Below are 23,151 nucleotides of genomic sequence, written 5' to 3'. Positions count from 1 at the left end.
AAAAAGAAACACAAACTATTTTGTAAACGAGCAGGTATAGAACCAACAATAGGACATCTTAAAGCAGACCACCGATTATCTCGCAACTTTTATAAAGGTGTGAAAGGAGATGCTATCAATGTATTATTAGCTGCGGCAGCATATAACTTCAAAAGAGCTATGAGAGCTCTTTTGTGCCTTATAAAAAGAATCAGCATAAAGCTTGTCAGTACAAACTTTATGCTGAAATATAGTTTTTAAGGGACGACTAAGTAATGGTTTATATGTTTCTATAAAATATTATAATGCTATATGTTAAGCCCTGTTAGGATTTTCTTATCAGGGCTTTTATTGTTTTTAATAAAACAGGTTATTATCTTATACGAGGGCTTATTATCTTATGGTTGTACTATAAAAACTTTTATTAATCTTAAGTTTAGGGCTGGCGTTTATCTTTAGGTGTTAGCCTTTTAAAATCTGTTTCCTTTAATATGTAATATCTTAGAGGGAGTAATAGGTAACCTTTCTTTTAGCAATTAATAGTCTTTTTCGCAAGAAAAGGTTATCTTTAAAAATAAAAAATAAATTATTTTTATAGGAAAAATAACAAGAAAATGCAATAAAAATAATTTATTTTTGTAATTAATATATGTCTTTCCGTTGTATGAAATATGTCGTATAACGATATAAAACCTCTTTGTCTAACATCAATTTTGCTAACCCCACTTACCAACTTCATTTTTTTGCATAAAATAACGTTAAGTAAAGGGGTATATGTATGGTGCTTCCTCCTTTTTTTATTACTTTTGTGATAAAGTTATTCACAACTATAAATATAAACTTATAATATAAATAACGTATGAATTATTTAACTAACGACAAACTTGTCATCGTAGGTGCTGGTGGTATGATCGGCTCAAACATGGTACAGAGTGTGCTCACTCTTGGTTTAACACCTAATGTATGCCTTTACGACATTTATGAGCCTGGAGTACATGGTGTTTATGAAGAAATGTGTCAATGTGCTTTTGCTGGTGCAAATCTTAGCTACACTACTGACCCTGAGAAGGCCTTTACAGGTGCTAAGTATATAATTTCTTCAGGTGGAGCTCCACGTAAAGAAGGTATGACTCGTGAAGATCTTTTAAAAGGCAATTGCCAGATAGCTGCCGATTTTGGGGATAACATTAAGAAATATTGCCCTAACGTAGAGCATGTTGTTGTTATTTTTAATCCTGCAGACGTTACAGCTCTTACTACTTTAATCCATTCAGGTCTAAAACCAAATCAGCTAACATCTCTTGCAGCTCTTGATTCTACACGACTTCAACAAGCTCTTGCTGAAGAGTTCGGTGTTCAGCAAGATAAGGTTCAGGGTGCCCACACATATGGTGGTCATGGTGAGCAGATGGCTGTATTTGCATCTAAGGTTACTATTGATGGTACACCATTATCAGAAAAAGGACTTTCTCAGGAGAAGTGGGCTGAAATAAAACAGCGTACTACTCAGGGTGGTTCTAATATTATTAAGCTCCGTGGTCGTAGTTCGTTCCAAAGCCCAGCTTACTGTTCTGTTAAGATGATAGAAGCAGCTATGGGTGGAGATAAATTTACATTGCCAGCAGGTTGTTATGTAAATAACGAAAAGTTTAAGAATGTAATGATGGCTATGCCTACTACGATAGATAAGACAGGAGTTCATTTTACAGAACCTACAGGTACTTCTGAAGAAGTTGCTGCTTTGGAAGCATCTTATAAGCATCTTTGCAAAATGCGTGAGGAAATTATCACTTTAGGTATCATTCCATCTATTGATAAGTGGAAGGAAATGAACCCAAATTTGTAAAAATATAGATATATATAGTAAGAAGTTAAGAGGGCGTATTTTTTACGTCCTCTTATCTTTTTATATGTGAAAAGTTTTAATATGAATTACCTATTCCAATGATAATGGGAGCGAATAATGTTATCCAAATAGTATAATAAAGTTCTTTTTCAACACGTCTTACAAGTAAATAATAAGGTAAGATATTACTCACACGATACACATAAATAAGTCCTAAGTAAGATGTTCCCCCCATAGATATTCCTACAATTGCTCCACATAGAATATCACCGGGGTAATGCACTCCTAAATAAATGCGAGAATAGCAGATGCAAATGGTTAAAAAGAGCAAGGGAAAAGTGATACGTTTTTTATGTAGTAACAAACTAATAAAAGTGAAGATGCTAAAGGTGGTGGCAGCATGACTTGAGACAAAGCCAAATTCTCCTCCACGATAACCATCTACATAATGTAGCTTATTACAAATAGTTATGCAATGAGAAGGACGAAGTCTTGCACAAAAAGGCTTGATAAGTCCTGAGGATATAAAGTCTGACAGTCCTACTGCTAAAGCAAAAAAGACTATAACTAACAGAATGGTGGTAAAAGGAACATGATGACGTATTAAACCAAAAAGAAACATAATGGCTAAAGGAAGCCATATAATAGGTAATGAGAATAATTTCCAAATGTTATCAATCATTACACCACCATCAAAGTTGAGATAAAGCATAAGGACTTTATCATAATGGTCTAACATATAAATAATATTTCCCATGCAAAACGCAATTTTTTATTATATATAAAGTTTATTATAAAATAAAAGAGCTAAAGAGGTTTTCATAAATACTACTTTCGTTTTAAATAAAGATTTATATACTGATAATAGCTCTGTGCTTTCTTTAAGAGTGGTAAATCTTGTTGTGATAAGAGATACTCTTTAGCCTCTTCGCCTTTTTTATATTTTACAGCATATTGCCGTATTTTCTTTACAGGAGACAATACCGTTAGCTTATCATTCTCTAAATAGCCTAAATCTTGATAAGTAGCCATGAAAGCACGTGGCTTATATAAAGGAGAAAATATATCTTGTCCTGTAAAGCGCACTTTAACATGTAATCGTAACATAGCCATGACAGTAGGCATAACATCAATTTGTGAACAAAGGGTAGAAATTACCTTTGGACGAATAAAATTAGGAGAATAAATTAAACAAGGAATATGGTATTTATCAATAGGTAAAGAGGTACTACCTGCACTTGAGGCACAGTGGTCTGCTATAATGATAAAGACAGTATTCTTAAACCATGATTTATGAGTAGCATCAGATATAAATTTGCCGATAGCATAATCTGTGTATTTTACTGCAGCCTCACGACAATGAATGTTACCATCATATTTTATTTTGCCTTTTGGGTATGTATAAGGGCGATGATTGCTTGTAGTCATTATCTGGGCAAAGAAAGGTTTGCCTTTAGCAGCATCTTTATCAAATACCTCAAGGCTTTTGTTAAACATATCTTCATCGCATACTCCCCATATATTTGCAAAAGTAATCTTTGCAGGATCAATATTTTTACGATCTATTATTTCATATCCATTATTTGAAAAGAAATTGCTCATATTATCAAAATAGCTATCTCCTCCGTACATAAATTGTACAGTATAACCGAGCTTCTTAAGCTGTGCTCCAACAGAAAGATTGCCCATTCTGTTGTTTTTTTGTTTTATAATACTTTCCCCAGACACAGGCGGTATACATAAAGACAAAGCCTCTAAGCCGCGCACAGTGCGGTTACCATTGGCAAACAAACTGTCTAAAACAAGACTTTTTGTCATCAATACATCAAGGTTAGGTGTAATACTCTGCTTATTACCATATCGGGTAAGAAAATCGGCACTAAGACTTTCTACAGTAATTAATACAATATTTTTTAATTGTGATACACCTTTAGTACTTAATTCTTTTTCTCCATTTGCATTTAAATCTGCTAACTTATAATAATTGCGCTTAACCTCTTTCTCGGGAAGCATTGTATAAAACTTATTATATTCAAGAGTATTATTAAAGAAAGCACGTACAAAACAGTCTATACCGTTACGTCCTATCTGATCAACATAATGGTTTTTAGCCGTTATAGGGTCTATAGCTGTTAATATACCCCAACCCACTAACACGGAAAGGATAAAATATATTATATGAAAGCAAAGAGTCTTAACATTATAAAGACGTTCTAGCTTAAAGTGAGCCTTTCTGGATTGCAACCATATAATACCTAAAGAACATACTATAACGGTAATTATTACAGGAATAATAGAGTATGATTCCATAATGTTACCTATAACCTCATTAGTATATATAAGATAATCAACAGCTATAAAATTATATCTAACACCAAATTCTTCCCAAAAAAGATATTCACCTATTGATATAAAAAATAATAATCCCACATATAATATCCAAGAAAAATATAAAGAACAGCTACGCCATAATAAGCGTATCTTAGGAATAAAAAAGCGTATAGAAAAACTAAAAACTTTCCAACCTAACAATATCTGTGCTATATTAGGAACAACACCACCATATTCGTAAAAAATATTTTTATGCCAAAAACTATAAGCGAAACATATAATAAGTAATGCCTCTATACATACTCCTGCTATCTTATTATATTTTGCTTCATTCAGCATAGGATAAAGCACAAATAAAGGAATTAATAGCAGCAAACATGTCCCAATGTCAGAAAGTAATCCTAACCCTATACTACGCAGTATTTCAAAAAAACAAAATGAAGCATCGCTTGGAGCTGTTATCATTAATGTTATACGAAGCAATAAACCTAAAAAGATATAAAGTTTTAGGAAATTGCTTACAATAAAAAAAATAGGGTTTTGTTTGAATGTACTTATGTTAGCCATTTTTTACATATAATTTTCCACCTACAAAAGTAAGTATAATTTTTAAAAGTATGTCATATTTATAGCTATGACTTTTAACAAAAACAGCATAGAAAAACTATCTTTATGCGTTTTTTAAATAAAAAACTATAACTTTGCCATTAAAAATAAATTATCACATAAATATTAAAAAAAATATATGTGTTTCATGATTATTAATCAGTAACAACATCTTCCTATATAAACACACTATAAAATAATGGATTTAATAAAAAACAAAACGTTTAAAGGCGAGCGTCCTCTATTTGGTATTGAGAACACACGACTTGAAAATATAGAAATTATTGATGGAGAATCTGGAATTAAATTTTGTAAAAATATAGAATGTAATGCATCTAAATTTTACGGTAAATACCCTTGGTGGCATGTAGATAAAAGCGTAATTACTAATTGTTATTTTGCAGAAGAATCACGTTCAGCCATTTGGTATTCTAATAATATGGTAATGAAAGATAGCATTATTGATGGTCCTAAGTTTTTTCGTGAGATGAAAAATCTTAAATTAGATAATGTGAAAATAAATGATGCTGATGAAACTTTTTGGAAGGTTGACGGATTAAAACTACATAATGTGCTTTTACACGAGGGAACTTATCCCTTTATGTTTTCTAAAAATATCTATGTAGATGGTTTGGTATCTGATGCTAAATACGTATTTCAATACTGTAAAAATGTAGAAATACATAATGCTAAGATAGAAACTAAAGATGCTTTTTGGGAGTGTGAAAACGTTGTAATATATAATTCTGAACTAAATGGAGAATACATAGGCTGGCATAGTAAAAACATAAAAATGGTGCAATGTCATATAAGTGGTGAGCAGCCTCTTTGTTATATGAACGGAATAACTCTTGAAGATTGTACCTTCGATGTTGCTTGCGATAGATGCTTCGAAGATTCTAAAAATATCAATGCAAATATTATAGGGGCTATTACAGAAATAAAAAACCCTATATCAGGATATATTTCTGCTGATAAAATAGGTAAGGTTACTTATGATAAATATGCTAAAGAAAAATTAACCACAATAGTTATTCGTTAATAATATAACACAATTATATAAAAAGATATGTATAACTTTGATAAGGAAATTATACGTCGTGGTACTAATTCTGTAAAATGGGACGAAATAGGTGATAAGGATATAATTCCGATGTGGGTAGCTGATATGGACTTTCTTGCAGCTCCTGAAATACAAAAAGCATTAGAAGAACGTGTAAAACATGGAGTTTTTGGATATACATCTGTGCCTGAGAGCTACTATGAATCAATTATTAACTGGTTTAATAGAGAGCATGATTGGGTTATAGATAAAAGTTGGATAATTTATACAACAGGTGTTGTTCCTGCTATTAGTGCTACTATCTATGCACTAACAATGCCCGGAGAAAAGATTTTAATACAAAGTCCTGCATATAACTGCTTCTTTTCTAGCATAAAGAATCAAGGATGTGAAGTGTTAGAAACACCTTTAAGACGAAAAGATGATAGTTATGTAATGGATTGGGAAGATTTTGAGAGTAAATGTGCTGATAAAAAGACTACTATTTTTTTGTTATGTAATCCACATAATCCATCAGGACGTGTATGGACAAAAGAAGAGCTTGAAAAGATAAATACTATATGTCTTAAACATGACGTAATGGTTATAAGCGATGAAATTCATTGTGAACTTATAATGCCAGGATATACTTTTACACCTTTTGCTGCTATTAATGAAAATTGTCAAAACAATTGTATCACTCTTAATTCTCCCACTAAAAGTTTTAACATAGCAGGACTTCAAATAGCAAATATTATTTGCAAGAACCAAACTTTACGATACAAAATAGATAGAGCTATAAATATCTTTGAAATATGCGATGTTAATCCTTTTGCACCCATTGCCTTAGAAGCTGCTTATAACAAAAGCAAGGATTGGCTTAAAGAGTTAAATGTATATATAAACAACAACTATGTTACTCTTAAAAACTTTTTAAAAAAGGAATTACCACAGATAGAAGTTTTAAGATTGGAAGGAACATATCTTGTATGGATTAACATAGAAGCATTAAACATTAAAGCAGAAACTCTTTCTAAACAATTAATAAAAGAAGCACACGTTTTTATTAATTCAGGGACATTGTATAGCAAGAAGTATGGAGAGGGATACCTTCGTATAAATATAGCCACTCAAAGAGCAACAATGATAGAAGGTTTGCAACGTATGACTAAAGTAATAAAAAAGTTATTATAAACGAACTATAACTGACCAGCCTCTACTTGTAACACAATACGTTCCACAAGGCGATCGGCTCCTTTAGGGTCATAACGCTTCTTCAGACTACTTCCAAATGTCCATGCAAAGGCTTGATAAAACCCTGCACGAACAGGACCAAGAAAAGCCTTTACTATATCATAAGAAGTAGAATTACATTCTCTATCTACAAGTTTTATGAGTAACTTGCCTTGTGTGAAAGTAAGCTTTTTCATGCGAGGTTTATAAGTTTCCCAAATCTCTTTCTCTACCTTTTTTAAGTGTTCTGAACGTTCTTTTTTATTTGGAATAGTTTCTATATAAGCACCTGTCTCTAAAATAAGCTGATTACATTCTTTTGCAATAGGGAGAGTTTTCTTTATATTATATACTAAGCGGTTATATGCCATTTGCTCTTTTTTATTCCTAAATTCCATTGATGGAAATATATAAATATTATTAGTTTTGACATATTGAATGCTATCTTTTCCCACTTTTATCTTACCAATATGCACCATTGGGACAAATGTAGGAGAGTCCATGTCCACCACTCTGTCCTCTGGATTAATATGATCTTGTGCTAAAGCCGATGAAGAAAATATACCTATCAGCCATATTAATATATAAAATACTTTCTTACAAAACATACAACAAAATTACTTATTATTTCTGAACTTTATTATATCTTTTACCAAAAAAAGCATGTTGTAGGTATATTATTGTAATAAAGGTAAATTATATCAGTATAAAAAGAAACTGTATCAATAATTTTGATATGGTAAAATAATGTTAATACGCATAAAAAGATATGCTATAATATAATGCTATGATTATTATTTAGGTACTTTTGTGAAAGTAATTTTTAATAATGTTCTTTTTGTTTATGACTATGATACTATTTTTACTACAACCGAAGTTACTCTTTTTATAATAATTTTGATATTAATTATTATACCAAAGATTATTGATAATAATAAATAATAAAAAGTATAGTTAAACTAATTATCTCTTATAATTTCACGAGATATATAAATAAAAAAAAAAGATATGACAAATAAAATGAATAACTGCGAGCAGAAATTTCGTACAGAGAGCGATCTTTTAGGTGAGTTACAAGTGCCAGTAAATGTTCTTTATGGTGTACAAACACAACGTGCTGTTAACAACTATCACATATCGCGTAAGCGTATGTGTGATTATCCTGAGTATGTTATTTCTATAGCATACGTAAAATTAGCTGCAGCACAAACTAATATTCAGCTTGGACAAATAGACCCCAAGGTAGGAAAGGCTATAATAGAGGCTTGTAAAGAAATAATAGCAGGTAAGCATCATAATAACTTTATTACCGATATGGTGCAAGGAGGTGCAGGAACATCTGTTAATATGAATGCTAATGAGGTAATTGCTAATCGTGCTTTAGAAATTATGGGATACGACAAGGCAGATTATAAACATTGTTCTCCTAATGATGATGTTAATTGTGGACAATCCACCAATGATGTATATCCTACAGCTATAAGGTACGCCTTTATTAGAATGAATAAGAATTTAGTAAAATCTTTAACTCTGTTAATAGAGGCTTTCCGCAAAAAAGGGGAAGAATTTAAGAATGTTATAAAGATGGGGCGTACTCAGTTACAGGATGCTGTTCCAATGACTGCAGGACAAGAGTTTAATGCTTTTGCTGATAATTTAGAAGAAGAAATTGCTAATTTAAAGCGTAATGTAGATCTTTTACTTGAAATAAATATGGGAGGGACAGCCATAGGAACAGGTTTAAACGCTGCTCCAGGTTTCCCTAAAATATGTGCAGACTATCTTAGTAAGGCTACAGGAGAGAACTTTATTGCTGGGCATAATCTCATAGAAGCTACTCCAGACACAGGTGCTTATGTAAGCTATAGCTCAGCTTTAAAACGTCTTGCAGTAAAACTTTCAAAGATTTGTAATGACCTTCGTTTGTTGGCTTCAGGCCCAAGATGTGGGTTTAATGAAATAAATCTTCCTCCAATGGCTCCAGGATCTTCTATTATGCCAGGTAAGGTAAATCCTGTTATACCTGAAGTTACAAACCAGACCTGCTTTAAGATTATAGGTAATGATACTACTGTAATGATTGCAGCAGAAGCCGGTCAGTTGCAATTAAATGTGATGGAACCTATCATTACCGAATGTCTTATGGAAGATTTAACTTGGTTGCCTAATGCAATGGATACTCTTCGTGAACTATGTATTGATGGTATTACTGTAAATCAGGAACGTACTCTTGAAATGGTAAAGCATTCTATAGGTATTGTTACAGCACTTAATCCATATATTGGATATAAAAATTCCACAAAGATAGCAAAGGAGGCTCTATTAACAGGTGGCTCTGTTTATGATCTTGTATTAAAACATAAGCTCCTTACAAAGGAGAAACTTGATGCAATATTAGATCCTACACATATGTTAGACTCTACTGATATAGTGAAATAAAAATAAGATTAATATTTATAAAGTAAAGATTTGGAATATTCGTAGATTATTAAGTAAATCTAATAATCTGCGAATTTTATTTCATAAGGATTTATCTTTGCTATAGAATATGTTTCTGTACATATATAGCTGCATAAAAGGATAAAGTATAGCTCTTAGTATTTTTATCATACTGCTACCTTTTGTATGAAAAAGATCTCTATGATGTTTTATAAAAAGTATTTGTAAACGAACAAGAGAAAGAAAATTATGTTTACATTCTAAATACATTATTTTTTTAGCATCTCGTAATTGTACAGTTTGTATATCCTTCTCAAGATATTCTATTAGGGATAGTTTACCTTTGAAAATGGGTAATACTATTTTGCGCATCTTATGGTAATGTTTTAAGCTCCAAATTAATTCTGTAATAGCATTTCTCCATGATGGCAAACTCTTATGATAATCAGTGTAAGTAGCAGCTTTTGCATGACGTCTGAAATTTACTATTACTTTATCTACATATATTATACTTTCATGAGCAGCAGCAGTAATAGATAGAGCTGCGTCATATAACGAAACATTATAAAAAGAATTATTGATAGGTGGAAGCATTGATAATAACTTGCGCTTAAAGAGCAATGTATGTCCAGGTAAACAAAGAAAGAGCATACGAAAGATGCTTACATTTCGATGGCGATTATCAAAATAAGTAAACGAATTATCATTAGAAAACGGTCTACTATGTCCACTGCATAATAAGCTGTCACCAATAGCTTTTATTTGTATTTCTATCTTGTTATGTTCCCAAATATCATCTTGATCGGCAATAGCAATGTAGTCTCCAGTAGCTTGGTGCATAGCTGATAGGAAATTAGCATTAATACCTTGTTTTTCTTTATTTCGATAAATGCGCATCTGAGGGAACTTGTTTGCATATTTTTCGATTATATTCCAAGTGTCATCAGTAGAACCATCGTCTTGCACTATAACTTCATGTAGTGGATAAGTTTGTGCAAATATAGAATCTAATTGCTGGGAAAGATATTTAGATCCGTTATAGGTACAAATTACAATAGATACTGATTTAGACATATTCCTTTTGAGTTTATAGAAAGTTAATAAGAAAAACGGTAGTGTTATACACTATAAAATATAATGTTAGTATAGAAATAAATAATGTTACAAGTAATCTGCTTTTATCTTTTAAGCTATTAATGAGATATCCCACGCTTATAGGTATTATGTAAATCCAGCCTGAAGCCATAATATATACTTCATTAATACCGAATCCTAAGCCTAAATATAAAATAACGTCAAGTGCAAAGCAGGTTAGTGTTATCCATAATAATCTTTGTTTAATTCCTGCATAAATACCACAAAGAAAGAGTAAAACGATAGCCCCTTCTATAATATAATTTAAGGTCCAATCATATTTAACAAATATAGGTCGGTCTCGTAATACATCTCCAAGTGCATATTTTTGATGTAATTGTATGCTTTGACCAAAGAAATTTTCTATAAGAGTAGGAATACGAGGTGTAGAAATATCTGTCCAAGACCGCATAGGGAAGTGTTCCATTTTTTTCCCTGTGTGTGCAAAAATGGGTTTTCTATCACGATTTTTTTTCTTCTGTTTAAGATATTTTTCCCATGTAATATTAAAACAACTATCTATTCTTTTTCCTCCTTTAATCGTTGTAGTGTCTTTAAAGGCAGCATATAGTTTTATTTTTTCACGTTTTGTTTGTGCAGCTTCTAACTTTCGTTTGGCTATTCTTGCTGGATCTTTGTACTTGTGATCTTGCCATCTTCCTATATAAAGGAAGATTATGCCAGGCAAAATTATTGCAAAGAGAAGGTTAGATGGACGAAAGAAGGCCTTTTTATTAGTAATCAGATTAGCAATAAAAGTTTTTAGACCATTGTTAAGAGAAACCCCCGCTGTAAAAAAGAATAATAAAAAAGTAATACTTTTTTTTAACAGACGATTTTCCTTTATGCAGCATCCGCTAATATACAGTGTGAGTAATATCATAAATAGCGATACTATAAAATGGTCTGGGCTAATAGCTGCTAACATGACATAAGCAAAAGAAAAGAGAAGATACCCTAACATTATAGCTTCTTTAATATGTAAATGTATCAAATCTTTACCTATACGTACCATAAAAATGAAGGCATAAACTGAACAAAACAATAAGATTATGCTTATAAGGATAGGTGCGATGTTTATACCAGTAGATAGGTATATGCAGTGGTTAATAAGGTAAAGTGGATAATAGAAAGGGGCAAGAAGGGGGTGACGAGTAACATCAAAGTCTAATTTCCAATCTGAGACAACGAGATAAGTTAGCGGGTCGAAGCCAGAAATATGAAAATTGTTAAGCACAACTTTACGATATGTTTTAGCATTAAATACTGAAAAGAGTTGCCAATACTTAGCAATAACAATAATGTGTAGTGTTATTTGCCATAAAAGGAAAAAAGAGGTAGCAACACGCTCTTCTTTTTTTATTTTAAATATTGTTGAAAACTGCATTATAACAGAATATTTGAGAACAATTATAAAAAGCGAGATATAATGTAAGTAGGAGAATAGTTACTTGTAAAAAGTTCCGATATTTACCATTAAGTCTTTTTAGAAAGAATCCTATAGAAATAGGTATGATGAAGGCCCAGCCTGCTGTCATGATGTATACTTCATTAATGCCAAAGCCAAGAATAATATGAAGAGTAATATCGCAGGCAAACCATGTTAATAACATTTGTAAAAATTTCTCACCGCGAGCAATAATGCATCCTATAACAAACATTAAAATTATAACACATTCTATAGCATATTTATAGGTATGAGTATAAGTAACAAAGATGGGACGATCCCATGATACATCTTTAAGCAGATATTTTTGATGTAGGATAAGTGATTCTCCAAAGAAGTTTTCTATTAATGTTTTTATGCGTGGCGTTGATATATCTATCAGTTTAGTAATAGGACCATTGCCAGCAGCCTTACCTGTATGTTCTTTAAGCCATTTGTTGCGTTTGTTGAAATGGTCAGTAGTCTTGGCTGCATCTTTTTCCATATTATGCTTTACTATATTGTTTATAACTTCTTTTTGTGGAATTTCTAAAGTATAATATTGATATTGTCTTATTCCGAAGAGTATTAAAAGAGGCAGGATTATTCCTATAAAAAGAAATTTTTTATGAAATGTTTTTTTCCAGCCATTAGTAAATATTCCTGCTAATATGGTCTTAGCAGCATTTGAAGAAGCCATTCCTGCGGTAAAAAATAATAGTATAAATGATTGCCAAGGTTTTAGATTTTTGTTTTTTTTCATTTTTATACCAACTATATAAAGAGTCATTGTAAGGAACATCATTGATATAATGAAGTGGTCAGGTACCATTGTAGGCACTAAAACGTGTGCAAATGAAAAAAGGAAAATAGTGAGTAAGCAAGATTCTTTTTGTGTTAGTTCCATTACTTCTCGGAACACTCTATATATAAAAATAGTGGAATAAATAGCTGAAAAAATTATTATAACAGCCATAAAATATACTGCAAAATTATATCCAAATAAGTCTATAAGACTATTATTAAGTAAGTAAAGAGGATATAGAAATGTAAGATAAAGAGGGTGCCTAATAGTATCAAAGTGGATACGCATACCAGAGATAGTTATCCATGACCAGCAGTCGTAACCTGACATACGAAAATTCTTTGTAAATAATGACCAAAATCCGCCGTGTGCCCCCATAGTATAAATACTATAATGGCTATATATAAGCAAGGCATTAAAGAATATAAAAACCAACAGCATGGCGCAAAACAGAATGCGCTCTTCTTTTTTTATTTTAAAAATACTTATCGCAGACATTATATAATGTATAATATATATTGCAAAGTTACGAAATAACTTGCGAATGCTATTTTCTTTTTAAAAAGAAACGAACTAAAAGAAAATTTATTGGAAAGCAAATTAGAATAGTAGGAATCAGAGCTATTTGCTTTACAATACCGATATAAATGAAAAAATGAATAAATATAACCTGAAGTGATATGTTTATACAATGTGAAAGAAGGAAACCTGCCCCTTTCTTAGAAGATGACTTTACCTTAAATGTAAATCTTGTAGAGGCAATATAATTAAAACATAAGCTAATACCATAACTTACGATAACACATACCGTTTCAGAGTTAACGCATATAATCATTAACCTGTAAACTATAAATTGTATTAAAGCTGCAATGCACCCTACTATACCAAAACGTATTACTTCGAGAAGTTTATTGCATTTACTTTTTTCTAAATGGCTTAAAATATCCTTTATCTGCATATTCTAATAATTCTTTATCGCCTCGTGAATCACCATAAGATATAAGCTCATAGCTGTCTCTATTAGGCATAATCTCTTTTAAGCGATTTACTTTTTCTGCACCATAGCAATTGCGTGTAACAAAGTGTCCAGTAACTTTTCCTTCTTTTTCTTCTATTTTTGTACCTACTATATGTATATTTTTATCAAGTTCAGAAAAAAAAGGACGTACCCACATATCTATACTTGCTGTAATTATTATAACCTTTTCTCCTTCTTTTAAAGCTTTTTGTATCTCTATTAAAGCCAGAGGACGAATAAGAGCTTTGTTGTGCCTTGCAAATTCATTACATTTTAATTTGAACTCCTTCATATTCATTCCTTTAAAGAAATAAGTAAACAGCTGTTGTTTTGCTTTCCAATTTGGATAAAGTTTAAGCTTCATCATTATTAATATTGGCGCATAAAGTAACAGGCCTAAGAAAGTGCTTAGATCACCTTTTACAAAACGTATGAATGCTATAAAGGTGTCCTTTGTTGTGATAGTACCATCAAAATCGAATGCGTAAAGTTTCATTTATAGGAAATATATTATAAATAAGAAAGATAGCCCAAAGAGCAATACTATTATTTGCATAAACCGATCCTTTAACATTATCTTGGTAGGATCTCCACTTATTTTATCAACAACAGCTAACTGAATATAACGTAAGATGCCCACTAACACAAAAATACTTGTAAGATATAAATATTGTGTATGAAAATGTTTTATAGTCTCTTCACTTACAGTGTACATAATATAACACACTAAGGTTATACTTGACGTTATTGTTATAGCTTGATTAATAAAGTCTATATTATATCTTATTGTGTTTTGTCTAGGAGGTTCGCCTGTTTTTATCATGCGTATAACATCATCTCTACGCTTTGCAAACGCAAGAAACAACATTAGAAGGAAAGTCATCAATACTATCCACTTGCTTAATGTAATATTAGTAGCCCAGCCTCCTGCTAATATTCTCAAAACAAAACCGAAAGCAACTATACATACGTCTATAATAGCGAATTGCTTTAATTTAACGCAGTAACTAATATTGAGTAGCCAATAAACAATTATCACACCATATACTTTTTCATGTTCTCCAGGCAGAAAGGAAAGCGTTAGCATGGAAAGTGCAAACATAATAAATATTAAAATATAACCTAACGTAATGCTAACAGCTCCTGAAGCTAATGGTCGTTTACATTTTACAGGGTGTCGTCTATCGTCTTTTACATCTATAATATCATTTAAGCAGTAGATAGACGATGCTGCAAACGAGAATGAAAAAAAAGTTATTAAGCCTGCAAAGAGCGCATTAAGATTAAACAACTGCCCCGAAAAGAATATAGGTAACAGTACGATAAGATTTTTAATCCATTGATATGGGCGTATTAGTTTGATAATATCTTTCATCGAATAAATCTTTCTATAGGAGTTATTACTAATTTACTAACAAGAGTGTGGAATATCCATGCAAAGGGTATTGTTAAAGAAAAGGTAGCAATAAATGTAATCCAGTAAGTCCATTGAAACTCTTCTAAATATCTAAGAACAAAATGATCATGTATTAAATAAGCCTCTAAACTAACCATACCTATAAACTTAAAGCAGTTGTTAAACCATTTTGGAGTATGCCTAAAAGCACGGTTAAGTATCAAGATAGATGTTACTGTTAGAGGGATATATAACATACGTTCTAAGAAGATAGGGAACATTCCATGTTTTACCTGTTCTAAGAATATACTGGAAGCTAAAGCCATAAAAAAAACAAGTAGTATCATCCAAACGGCAGCTCCGTCCATTTTCTCCTTACGTTTGACAGCGGCTCCCATATTGATGCCTATAAAATATATAGGTACACGACTCCAAAATATTTCTAAATGACCAAAGATGTCATGAATAGGAGTAACGTATTCTACTAAGATACACCACATAAGCATTACAATAGGTAGCCATCTGTATATAGGATGCTTTATAATAATCTTTAGATAAAGAGGAGTTACAAGGTATAGCATCATAGTGGCAGGAATGTACCAGAAGGTGAGTTCATCGTTAAGCCAGAAATCCCAATTAATAGTAATATCTCCTATTAAATCTATAATGCTTGTGCTATGTCCTCCATGGCGTACAATGTTAGGGCATAAAAAGTCAGGTATATAATACAGACTTGCCATGATAATCCACATAGGATATACACGAAGTATACGCCGCAAATAGAAATCCTTTATATAAGGGTGGCTTGTCCATGAGAACCATAAGCCCATACCACTTAGAAAAAGGAATATATCTACACCAATATTTCCTATTCTTCTTAAGCCAAAAAACATATCATCGCGTGGTAAACCTACATGAAAGAGTATAACAAAAAGCATTGCAGATCCCATTAATTCGCCACGGAACCGACTAATATTTCCTATTTCTATATCCTTAAATTTCATGTTAGCTACATTTTAGGTTTAGGTATTTTATTCATTAATTCCTTAAATAACCATGCTAAGCAAATGGAACTAATGATATAAAGTATTAATCCCGTCCAATAATCTCCAGCTTTTGAAATGGGGATAAATATCTTTCTTGTAATGGGATGACATATAAATAGAGCAGATGAAATGTTTCCAACCCATATTATAAGATTCATAAAAAGTCCACAACTATGAACTAATTTTATAAAACTTATTGCTGCCATGCAAACAAATATTGGGATAAGATACCATGTAAAGTAAGTTATGTTAAGAGCATAAATAGCTAAAAGCGATATGATAAAGATAATTATATGTGTTTTTTTAGAAACTTGTGGCATAAACTTGGCATATAATAATCCGAAAGCAAAGGGCAAAATTCCTCCTATAAAGTTGTACCTTAAGCGATTAAGTTCATCGCTTTCAGGGCTGCATATAATCTGAAGAGCTGCACAAATAATTATTAAGCCAACGGTATATCCCCAATGACGACGATATAGTATCAAACGATACACAATATATATTTGCATCATTAATCCAAAATACCAATAAGGTCCTGGCCAAATAATTTCATCAGGATTAGGCAGTAAGTTGTTAAACAGCCCTAATTGAGCAATTATATCTAAAGGCATGTAGCGGTGCTGACCTTGTGTGATAGCATCTATGATAGTAAAAGCTACAAAACCTATTATCATCATTCTAAATAGCTTTATCCAGTGATATTTAATAAAAGATATAGCAGAAGGCTCTTTCTTATTATTAAAATCGGATTCTTCATATTTTACATATAAGCCATATGCCGATAAAAACAAGAAAACAGGGACACCATAATGACCAAAGAACGATATTATATGAAAGAGAGTAAGAGAATGGAAATTTTTACTCATTTCATGGTTAAACCATGTAAAGTTATGCCAAAAGTATTGGTACTCGTTTTCTTGTACTATATGATTTAACCAATGGCAATAATTGTGTAGAAAGATACCAATAATGGCTAATCCGCGTAAAGCATTACATTCTGTACGTGAAAGTAATTCTCTTTTCATTTTTTATTATTTTCTTTTTTTTGCAAAGGTATTTGACGTATAGCTTTTGTCCTATCTAACTTATCGTAATCAGTAGTTCCTTTTAATATTCTTGGACGATTTTCTTGATAGTTTTTGCTTAATATGTTATATTCATCTCTATAGTATATAGTATGTATTCCCCCTAAATAAAGTAACATGTGAGGTAAAGCATCGGTCATGAATTTTTTGTTTTTTGCTGCTATAATTTGTTTATAGATATCATGGTGTTTGGCTTTATACGCTGGAGATGTATATATCCAAAAAGGTATTTCAAACTCAAAGCGTGCAAGGTTATAATCTATATCAGCAGAGTGGTTGCGACAAATGAAACCACGGTTTCCTTCATAACATTCTTCTCCATGATCAGGCATATAAATGATAATAGCGTCTTTGTCTTGAAAACGTTTTATTATTTGGTACACAATAGAGTCGTTGTATAACACTGCATTATCGTAATCGGACAGTATCTTTCTGCGTTTTTTGTTTAAATCATATCGGATATTCTTATAATCATCTGCTTTAAAGTGTTTTGCCTTTTCTGGTGTGCGTTGTTCATAATTAACATGTTGCCCCATAAGATGAAACAATATAAGATTATGATCAGTGTTATATTGCTTCTGAAAGCAATCGTAGTCGTGTAATAACCCTGCATCATATTTATATAATCTGCTATTCCTGTTGTCAAACATGGCATCAGATAATTCTGGGTGATTAAGAAAAAAGCCCCCACTAAAATCGTAAACAGCTTGCTTAGCACGAGGTAAAAACTGATTAGTAATGAATGTTACATGATAACCTGCCTTACGGAAAACCTCAGGAAAGAGAGGGTAATCGCACCAATCTTTTTTATCCCCAACAACTTGTAGTGAAAAGATATTTTTAAAAACAAAACTTGTTAGATTATAAGGTGATACTACATCACTAAAAGGGGTTAGTAAGCCTTGCTTTTGTAAAGCCTCTTGGTGAGGAGTTGTAGGCATGAAATAGCCATACTGATGTGAGTGATGCTTACTATAGCTCTCGCCAATAATAAGTATGATGTTAGGTGATGTGTAGGAACAGCTATCAACCCATACTTTTCCTTTAGTTGCTATAAGTTGGCTTATCTGGTGAGAGGCTAATTTGTTTGAGAATATAGCGAAAGCTAAGCGGTAAGGTGGTATGTAAAATTGTGTCTCTTTTTCAGGCTGTCTTTGATATAAACTCATTTCGTGTTCCACTGCCCCTATAGTGTGAAGTGAGAAAATGCGATACATCATCTCTTTATTATGAGCTGAAGAAATAGCAGAAAAAATAAGGAAAAAGGTGCATATTAATCCGCTAAAAGTTTTCACAAAAAGCAAACTTTTTTTATTTGCCATAATCTTAAAGCAGTGTATAGAATCCCTTTTTTTTATTTTTCTAAAGATACTAAGATGCCGTTTTATAAAAGGGAAAAGCCCTGTTATAATGTTAATAAGTATTAGTATTAATATCAAACCTATTCCAGAGAAAAGAATATCTATAGAAATATAACTTGATAAAAATTCATTAGCTTCTTTACTATTAGTTTCACCTATAAGCAAAAGTATTGAAGGGTTTATAGTGGTTTGAAACTTTTCCCAGCAAAATAGATCTATTAAGCTAATACTATATGCCATAAAATATAAGACCAATCGTACCCATCGTCGTATTTGTCGCTTAAAGACCATAAGGAACAAGCTAACCAAATATAAATCAAGAAACAATTCAGGTATTAAATTGTCGTATACTTTTGCGTTTGGATTGTTAACAGGCAATTCCTCATAAGCTACTAAAATGCCAAGCAGATACATAAAAATAAAAAAAGATCTATTAGCCCTAATAGGGGTTAATATGCTATAGAAAATATGTGCAATCTTAGTAAATATTTTCATTGTATAATGCTTAATGCTATTTAATAAGGTGCAAAGATACTTTTATTTTATTATATGTAGCGATGTAAAAAGGGAATTAACATTTAAAATAATACAATTTATTCATACTCTGCAAAACTGCTTTTAGCTAAAAAACATGCTCATAATAAAAATTTCTGAGTAGGTAAAAAAGATATACACTACTGTGCGTTACTTGCTATCTTGTTGCGTTCATAATTGTTTAATAATAAGAGTGTTAAGAGGATATGACCTTTTACCCTATAAAACATCAACTTTTTAAGAGTAAAACATCATCTTTTGCTCACCAAAAGATGATGTTTTACTCTGCAAAAGCATACCTTTAATAAAATGATATGATAAATGTTTACAAATTACCTGTAAAATTCTTCTATATCTTGGATAATGTTTTGTGGAACAAGGTGGTGTATAGACATTCCTTGCTTCACATTATTACGTATTAAAGTGCTGCTAATATCTAATGGTGCACCTTGCAGAAGATGTACATTTTTAGGTAGTACTTCTTTTCTTGCGAAATGGTCGTCTTTACGTGGATATATGTATATTTGATACTGGGAAATAATATCTTCTGCATGGTTCCAACGGTTAAAAGCACGCCAGTTATCGCCTCCTATGAGCAAAGAAAAAGTGTTTTCGGGGTAAGAAATAGCAAGATGTTGTAATGTGTTCCAAGTATAAGATGGTTTAGGTAAAGAGAGTTCATAATCAGAAACTATGATTTTAGGGTGGTTAATAAGTGCTTTCTGAGCTATTTCAAGCCGTTTCTTATCATCTAATAGGTCTTGATGTATTTTAAAAGGATTTTGTGGAGACACCATTAGCCACACCTCTTGTAAGGACGCTTCTTTTAAGAATGTTTCTGCAAGGGTAATATGCCCATTGTGAATAGGATTGAAAGATCCGCCAAAAAGACCGATGTTCATATTATAGTTTTTGAAAACTAATGGTTTAGAAAATTCTTAATAATATTGTATGTTTCTTCTTTTGCTTTGTCAAGATTATTGTTAACTATAATAGTATCAAACTTGCTGGCAAAAGTTAGTTCCTCAGCTGCCTTTTTAAGCCGTGTTTCTATAGCTTCTAATGTGTCAGTATTCCTATTTATTAAACGACGACGTAATTCTTCTACAGAAGGTGGTTGAACAAAGACACTTAATGCTTTGTCTTTATAATAATCTTTAATATTACACCCACCTTTTACATCTACGTCGAAGATAACATTTTGACCAGCTTTCAGTTGGTTTTCTATTTGCTTTTTCAAAGTCCCATAAAAGCGATCTTTATATACTTCCTCATATTCCAAAAACTCATTGTTATCAATCTTGTTCTTAAAATCATCTAATGAAAGGAATATATATTCCACTCCATTACGTTCTTTGCCACGTGGCTGCCGTGTGGTGCAACTAATGGAAAAAGCTAAATGTAACTCAGGGTGTTCTTGCATTAACCATTGTACAATAGTACTTTTACCCGAACCTGATGGGGCTGAAAAGATTATCAATTTACCTTGCATATCGTAAAATAAAAAACTCTTATTAGCTTTATTCTGTAAGCATATAGCTAATTAAAGAGATGGTTATTATAGTGTATTGAGCACCTGCTCTTTAATTTGTTCTAATTCATCTTTCATTTTTACTACTATGTTTTGCATCTCTGCCTGATTACTTTTAGAGCCAGTAGTATTAATTTCTCGTCCCATTTCTTGAGCAATGAAGCCTAACTTCTTACCTAATCCATGCCCATTTTCCTCCATAGTCTCACGGAAATAACGCAGATGATTAGCTAAACGTTGTTTTTCTTCGCTTATATCAAGTTTCTCTATATAGTATATAAGTTCTTGTTCTAAACGGTTTTTGTCATATTCCACTTCTGGAATCTGCTTTAATCCTTCTATAATACGTTCACGAATCTTTGGTACTCGGCCTTTTTCATACGGCTCTATAGCTGTCATGTAATTTTCTATATTATTGAGTTTTTCGTTAAACTTATGCTGAAGAGCCTTACCCTCTTGCTTACGAAAAACTAACAAATGATCTATAGCTTGCAGAATGCCATTTAATACTATGTTCCATTCTTCTTCACTAAGTATTTCTACCTCATTCCTCATAGTTACATCAGGCAAACGTAGTAATGTTTCAAACCAATCGGAAGGTTCTGGTATACCTGTGTTTTTAGAAATTTCTTTTATTTGTTTATAGTAATTTTCTACTAAAACAGTATTAACATGAGTAGCGTCTGCACTAATATCTTTCTCTACCCATAGTGAGAAATCTACTTTTCCACGTTCTAACTTTTGAGCAATTAAGCGTCGGATCTCCATTTCTTTTTCTCTATACAAGGGAGCAATGCGTGCAGAGAGATCAAGAGCTTTGCTGTTAAGCGACTTAATTTCAATATTAATTTTCTTTTCTTTATAAGTTACGACGGCTTTGCCATAACCTGTCATAGATAGTATCATGAGTTTTTTCACGTTAAATTTCTGCAAAAGTACTAATTTCGAGTGGAAAAAGAGTAAATTTGCACATTAATTTAAAATAAAGCTATTGTTTTATGTCTTGCATTTTAAATATAGAAACGAGTACAAATGTGTGCTCAGTAGCAGTAAGCGAAGATGGTGTTTGCATCTTCGAGTTACAAGATTGTAGTGGTCCTAATCATGCAGAGCGTCTCGGCTCTTTTGTCGATGAAGCTATATCTTTTACAGATAATCATGCTATTCCTTTAGACGCCGTTGCTGTTAGTAGTGGTCCTGGTTCTTATACGGGATTGCGTATAGGTGTGTCTATGGCAAAAGGGATTTGTTATGGACGTGATATTAAGTTGATAGCAGTACCTACACTCGAGCTATTATCAGTGCCGGTGTTGTTACATAATAATAATATACCTGAAGATGCGTTGTTAGCACCTATGTTAGACGCACGACGAATGGAGGTTTATTCTCAGGTTTTTGATCGTGGTTTAAAAGCAAAGAATAGTTTGGAAGCAAAAGTAATAGATGAGAAGAGCTTTAAAGAATATTTAGATAAAGGCCCTGTTTACTTTTTCGGAAATGGTGCTTCTAAGTGTAAAGATATGATAAAGCATAATAATGCTCATTTCATTGACAACATAGAGCCTTTGGCCAAATATATGTTTCCACTTGCAGAGAAACGCTTTTTGAATAATAGGTTTGAAGATGTTGCTTATTTTGTTCCCACTTATTTAAAAGATTTCGTAGCTAAATCGGCAAAACCTTTATTATAAATAGATTTACTTAACGGATGTTTTTCTTAAAATAAATATTTCCACCTAATGAATATAGAAGGATTAGACTATAACACTCAAAGAGAAAAATTAATATTACCTCAGTATGGTAGAGAGGTTCAAAGCATGATAGATTATGCAATAACACTACCTACTAAGGCCGAACGTCAGGCTTGTGCAGAAAGTATTATAGCTATTATGGACAGAATGAATACCCAAAATCGTAGTAATGAAGGGTATATGCAAAAGCTTTGGGATCATTTAGCACTTATGTCAGGCTTCAAGTTGGATATAGACTATCCTTATGATGTATCTCAAGCATTATCTATTGCGAAAAAGCCAGAGCCTTTATCTTATCCACATCAGGTTAATCCTATTAAGCATTATGGAAGTATTGTCTATGAATTATGTGAAAAGCTAAGGAAGATGTCTCCAGGTCAAGAACGTGATATGTTAGTGCGTTCGGTAGCTAATCAGATGAAACGAGATCTTATACAATGGGCACATGGCTCTAGTGATAATGCTCGTGTGGCGTCAGATTTAGCTCGTTTAACAGATGGTGTTATACAGATAGATCTTAATACTTTTCGTTTCGATAAGATTAACGAGAAGGATTTTGTACAAAATAAAAGAAAGAAAAAGTCGTAA

At 32.0% G+C, this 23,151-nt stretch carries 22 protein-coding genes; 7 read left to right on the top strand and 15 right to left on the bottom strand.

Features of this window, described 5'->3' with window-relative positions:
* Positions 1-240 (top strand): transposase (locus F596_RS0100780; protein WP_019035483.1); only part of this gene is annotated, 240 nt, incomplete at its 5' end.
* A gap of 598 nt (positions 241-838) precedes the next feature.
* Positions 839-1,825, top strand: a complete 987-nt coding sequence (locus tag F596_RS0100775; protein WP_008447115.1) for a malate dehydrogenase — start codon at positions 839-841, stop codon at positions 1,823-1,825.
* 76 nt (positions 1,826-1,901) lie between these two features.
* Here F596_RS0100775 and F596_RS0100770 read toward each other — a convergent pair whose 3' ends face one another.
* A complete protein-coding gene (locus F596_RS0100770; RefSeq protein ID WP_008447099.1) occupies positions 1,902-2,582 on the bottom strand; it encodes a phosphatase PAP2 family protein in 681 nt (226 codons plus the stop codon).
* 71 nt (positions 2,583-2,653) lie between these two features.
* Positions 2,654-4,723 (bottom strand): LTA synthase family protein, encoded by a 2,070-nt coding sequence (locus F596_RS0100765; RefSeq protein ID WP_019035482.1) that lies wholly within the window; start codon positions 4,721-4,723, stop codon positions 2,654-2,656.
* Positions 4,724-4,961: 238 nt separating this feature from the next.
* Between F596_RS0100765 and F596_RS0100760 the strand changes: the two genes are divergently transcribed.
* On the top strand, positions 4,962-5,804 hold the full coding sequence (locus F596_RS0100760; RefSeq protein WP_019035481.1) for a DUF3737 family protein: 843 nt from the start codon (positions 4,962-4,964) through the stop codon (positions 5,802-5,804).
* Between the two features lie 27 nt (positions 5,805-5,831).
* The gene (locus F596_RS0100755) at positions 5,832-6,998 is read left to right on the top strand and encodes a MalY/PatB family protein (protein ID WP_019035480.1); all 1,167 of its coding nucleotides are present in this window, start codon (positions 5,832-5,834) and stop codon (positions 6,996-6,998) included.
* 5 nt (positions 6,999-7,003) lie between these two features.
* Here F596_RS0100755 and F596_RS0100750 read toward each other — a convergent pair whose 3' ends face one another.
* Positions 7,004-7,645 (bottom strand): DUF4294 domain-containing protein, encoded by a 642-nt coding sequence (locus F596_RS0100750; protein WP_019035479.1) that lies wholly within the window; start codon positions 7,643-7,645, stop codon positions 7,004-7,006.
* Between the two features lie 400 nt (positions 7,646-8,045).
* Here F596_RS0100750 and F596_RS0100745 point away from each other — a divergent pair, with 400 nt between their 5' ends.
* The gene (locus F596_RS0100745; protein ID WP_019035478.1) at positions 8,046-9,476 is read left to right on the top strand and encodes an aspartate ammonia-lyase; all 1,431 of its coding nucleotides are present in this window, start codon (positions 8,046-8,048) and stop codon (positions 9,474-9,476) included.
* An 81-nt stretch (positions 9,477-9,557) separates the two neighbouring features.
* Here F596_RS0100745 and F596_RS0100740 read toward each other — a convergent pair whose 3' ends face one another.
* The 12 genes from F596_RS0100740 to F596_RS0100685 all read right to left on the bottom strand — a co-directional run bounded on the left by F596_RS0100740 (position 9,558) and on the right by F596_RS0100685 (position 21,718).
* Complete coding sequence (locus F596_RS0100740; RefSeq protein WP_019035477.1) at positions 9,558-10,550, bottom strand: glycosyltransferase; 993 nt, start codon at positions 10,548-10,550, stop codon at positions 9,558-9,560.
* 13 nt (positions 10,551-10,563) lie between these two features.
* Complete coding sequence (locus tag F596_RS0100735; RefSeq protein WP_019035476.1) at positions 10,564-11,997, bottom strand: DUF6080 domain-containing protein; 1,434 nt, start codon at positions 11,995-11,997, stop codon at positions 10,564-10,566.
* Positions 11,975-13,339 (bottom strand): DUF6080 domain-containing protein, encoded by a 1,365-nt coding sequence (locus F596_RS0100730; RefSeq protein ID WP_019035475.1) that lies wholly within the window; start codon positions 13,337-13,339, stop codon positions 11,975-11,977. The genes F596_RS0100735 and F596_RS0100730 overlap by 23 nt, the downstream gene beginning before the upstream one ends.
* A 49-nt stretch (positions 13,340-13,388) precedes the next feature.
* Positions 13,389-13,676, bottom strand: coding sequence for a GtrA family protein (locus tag F596_RS0100725; protein WP_345908479.1), 288 nt, complete (start codon positions 13,674-13,676; stop codon positions 13,389-13,391).
* Between the two features lie 82 nt (positions 13,677-13,758).
* Positions 13,759-14,355 carry an HAD family hydrolase gene (locus F596_RS0100720; protein WP_019035473.1) on the bottom strand — a complete coding sequence of 199 codons (597 nt, stop codon included), beginning with the start codon at positions 14,353-14,355 and terminating at the stop codon, positions 13,759-13,761.
* The gene (locus F596_RS0100715) at positions 14,356-15,234 is read right to left on the bottom strand and encodes a decaprenyl-phosphate phosphoribosyltransferase (protein WP_008447087.1); all 879 of its coding nucleotides are present in this window, start codon (positions 15,232-15,234) and stop codon (positions 14,356-14,358) included.
* Positions 15,231-16,259 carry an acyltransferase family protein gene (locus F596_RS0100710; protein WP_019035472.1) on the bottom strand — a complete coding sequence of 343 codons (1,029 nt, stop codon included), beginning with the start codon at positions 16,257-16,259 and terminating at the stop codon, positions 15,231-15,233. Before F596_RS0100710 ends, F596_RS0100715 begins: the two co-directional genes overlap by 4 nt.
* A gap of 5 nt (positions 16,260-16,264) precedes the next feature.
* Positions 16,265-17,326: an acyltransferase family protein gene (locus F596_RS0100705; RefSeq protein ID WP_019035471.1), complete on the bottom strand. Its 1,062-nt coding sequence runs from the start codon at positions 17,324-17,326 to the stop codon at positions 16,265-16,267.
* Positions 17,323-19,242: a phosphoethanolamine transferase gene (locus tag F596_RS0100700; RefSeq protein WP_019035470.1), complete on the bottom strand. Its 1,920-nt coding sequence runs from the start codon at positions 19,240-19,242 to the stop codon at positions 17,323-17,325. The genes F596_RS0100705 and F596_RS0100700 overlap by 4 nt, the downstream gene beginning before the upstream one ends.
* Before the next feature lie 371 nt (positions 19,243-19,613).
* On the bottom strand, positions 19,614-20,183 hold the full coding sequence (gene nadD / locus F596_RS0100695; protein ID WP_019035469.1) for a nicotinate (nicotinamide) nucleotide adenylyltransferase: 570 nt from the start codon (positions 20,181-20,183) through the stop codon (positions 19,614-19,616).
* Positions 20,184-20,200: 17 nt separating this feature from the next.
* Positions 20,201-20,773 carry a guanylate kinase gene (gene gmk, locus F596_RS0100690; protein ID WP_019035468.1) on the bottom strand — a complete coding sequence of 191 codons (573 nt, stop codon included), beginning with the start codon at positions 20,771-20,773 and terminating at the stop codon, positions 20,201-20,203.
* 66 nt (positions 20,774-20,839) lie between these two features.
* Positions 20,840-21,718 carry a YicC/YloC family endoribonuclease gene (locus F596_RS0100685; protein ID WP_024992568.1) on the bottom strand — a complete coding sequence of 293 codons (879 nt, stop codon included), beginning with the start codon at positions 21,716-21,718 and terminating at the stop codon, positions 20,840-20,842.
* Positions 21,719-21,810: 92 nt separating this feature from the next.
* Between F596_RS0100685 and tsaB the strand changes: the two genes are divergently transcribed.
* Positions 21,811-22,503: a tRNA (adenosine(37)-N6)-threonylcarbamoyltransferase complex dimerization subunit type 1 TsaB gene (gene tsaB, locus F596_RS0100680; RefSeq protein ID WP_019035466.1), complete on the top strand. Its 693-nt coding sequence runs from the start codon at positions 21,811-21,813 to the stop codon at positions 22,501-22,503.
* 48 nt (positions 22,504-22,551) lie between these two features.
* The gene (locus tag F596_RS0100675; RefSeq protein WP_008447005.1) at positions 22,552-23,151 is read left to right on the top strand and encodes a DUF4290 domain-containing protein; all 600 of its coding nucleotides are present in this window, start codon (positions 22,552-22,554) and stop codon (positions 23,149-23,151) included.

The sequence above is a fragment of the Prevotella amnii DSM 23384 = JCM 14753 genome, assembly GCF_000378745.1.
GTDB lineage: Bacteria > Bacteroidota > Bacteroidia > Bacteroidales > Bacteroidaceae > Prevotella > Prevotella amnii.
Note: the sequence above shows the minus strand (reverse complement) of the source record. Positions and strands in the feature narration are given on the sequence as shown.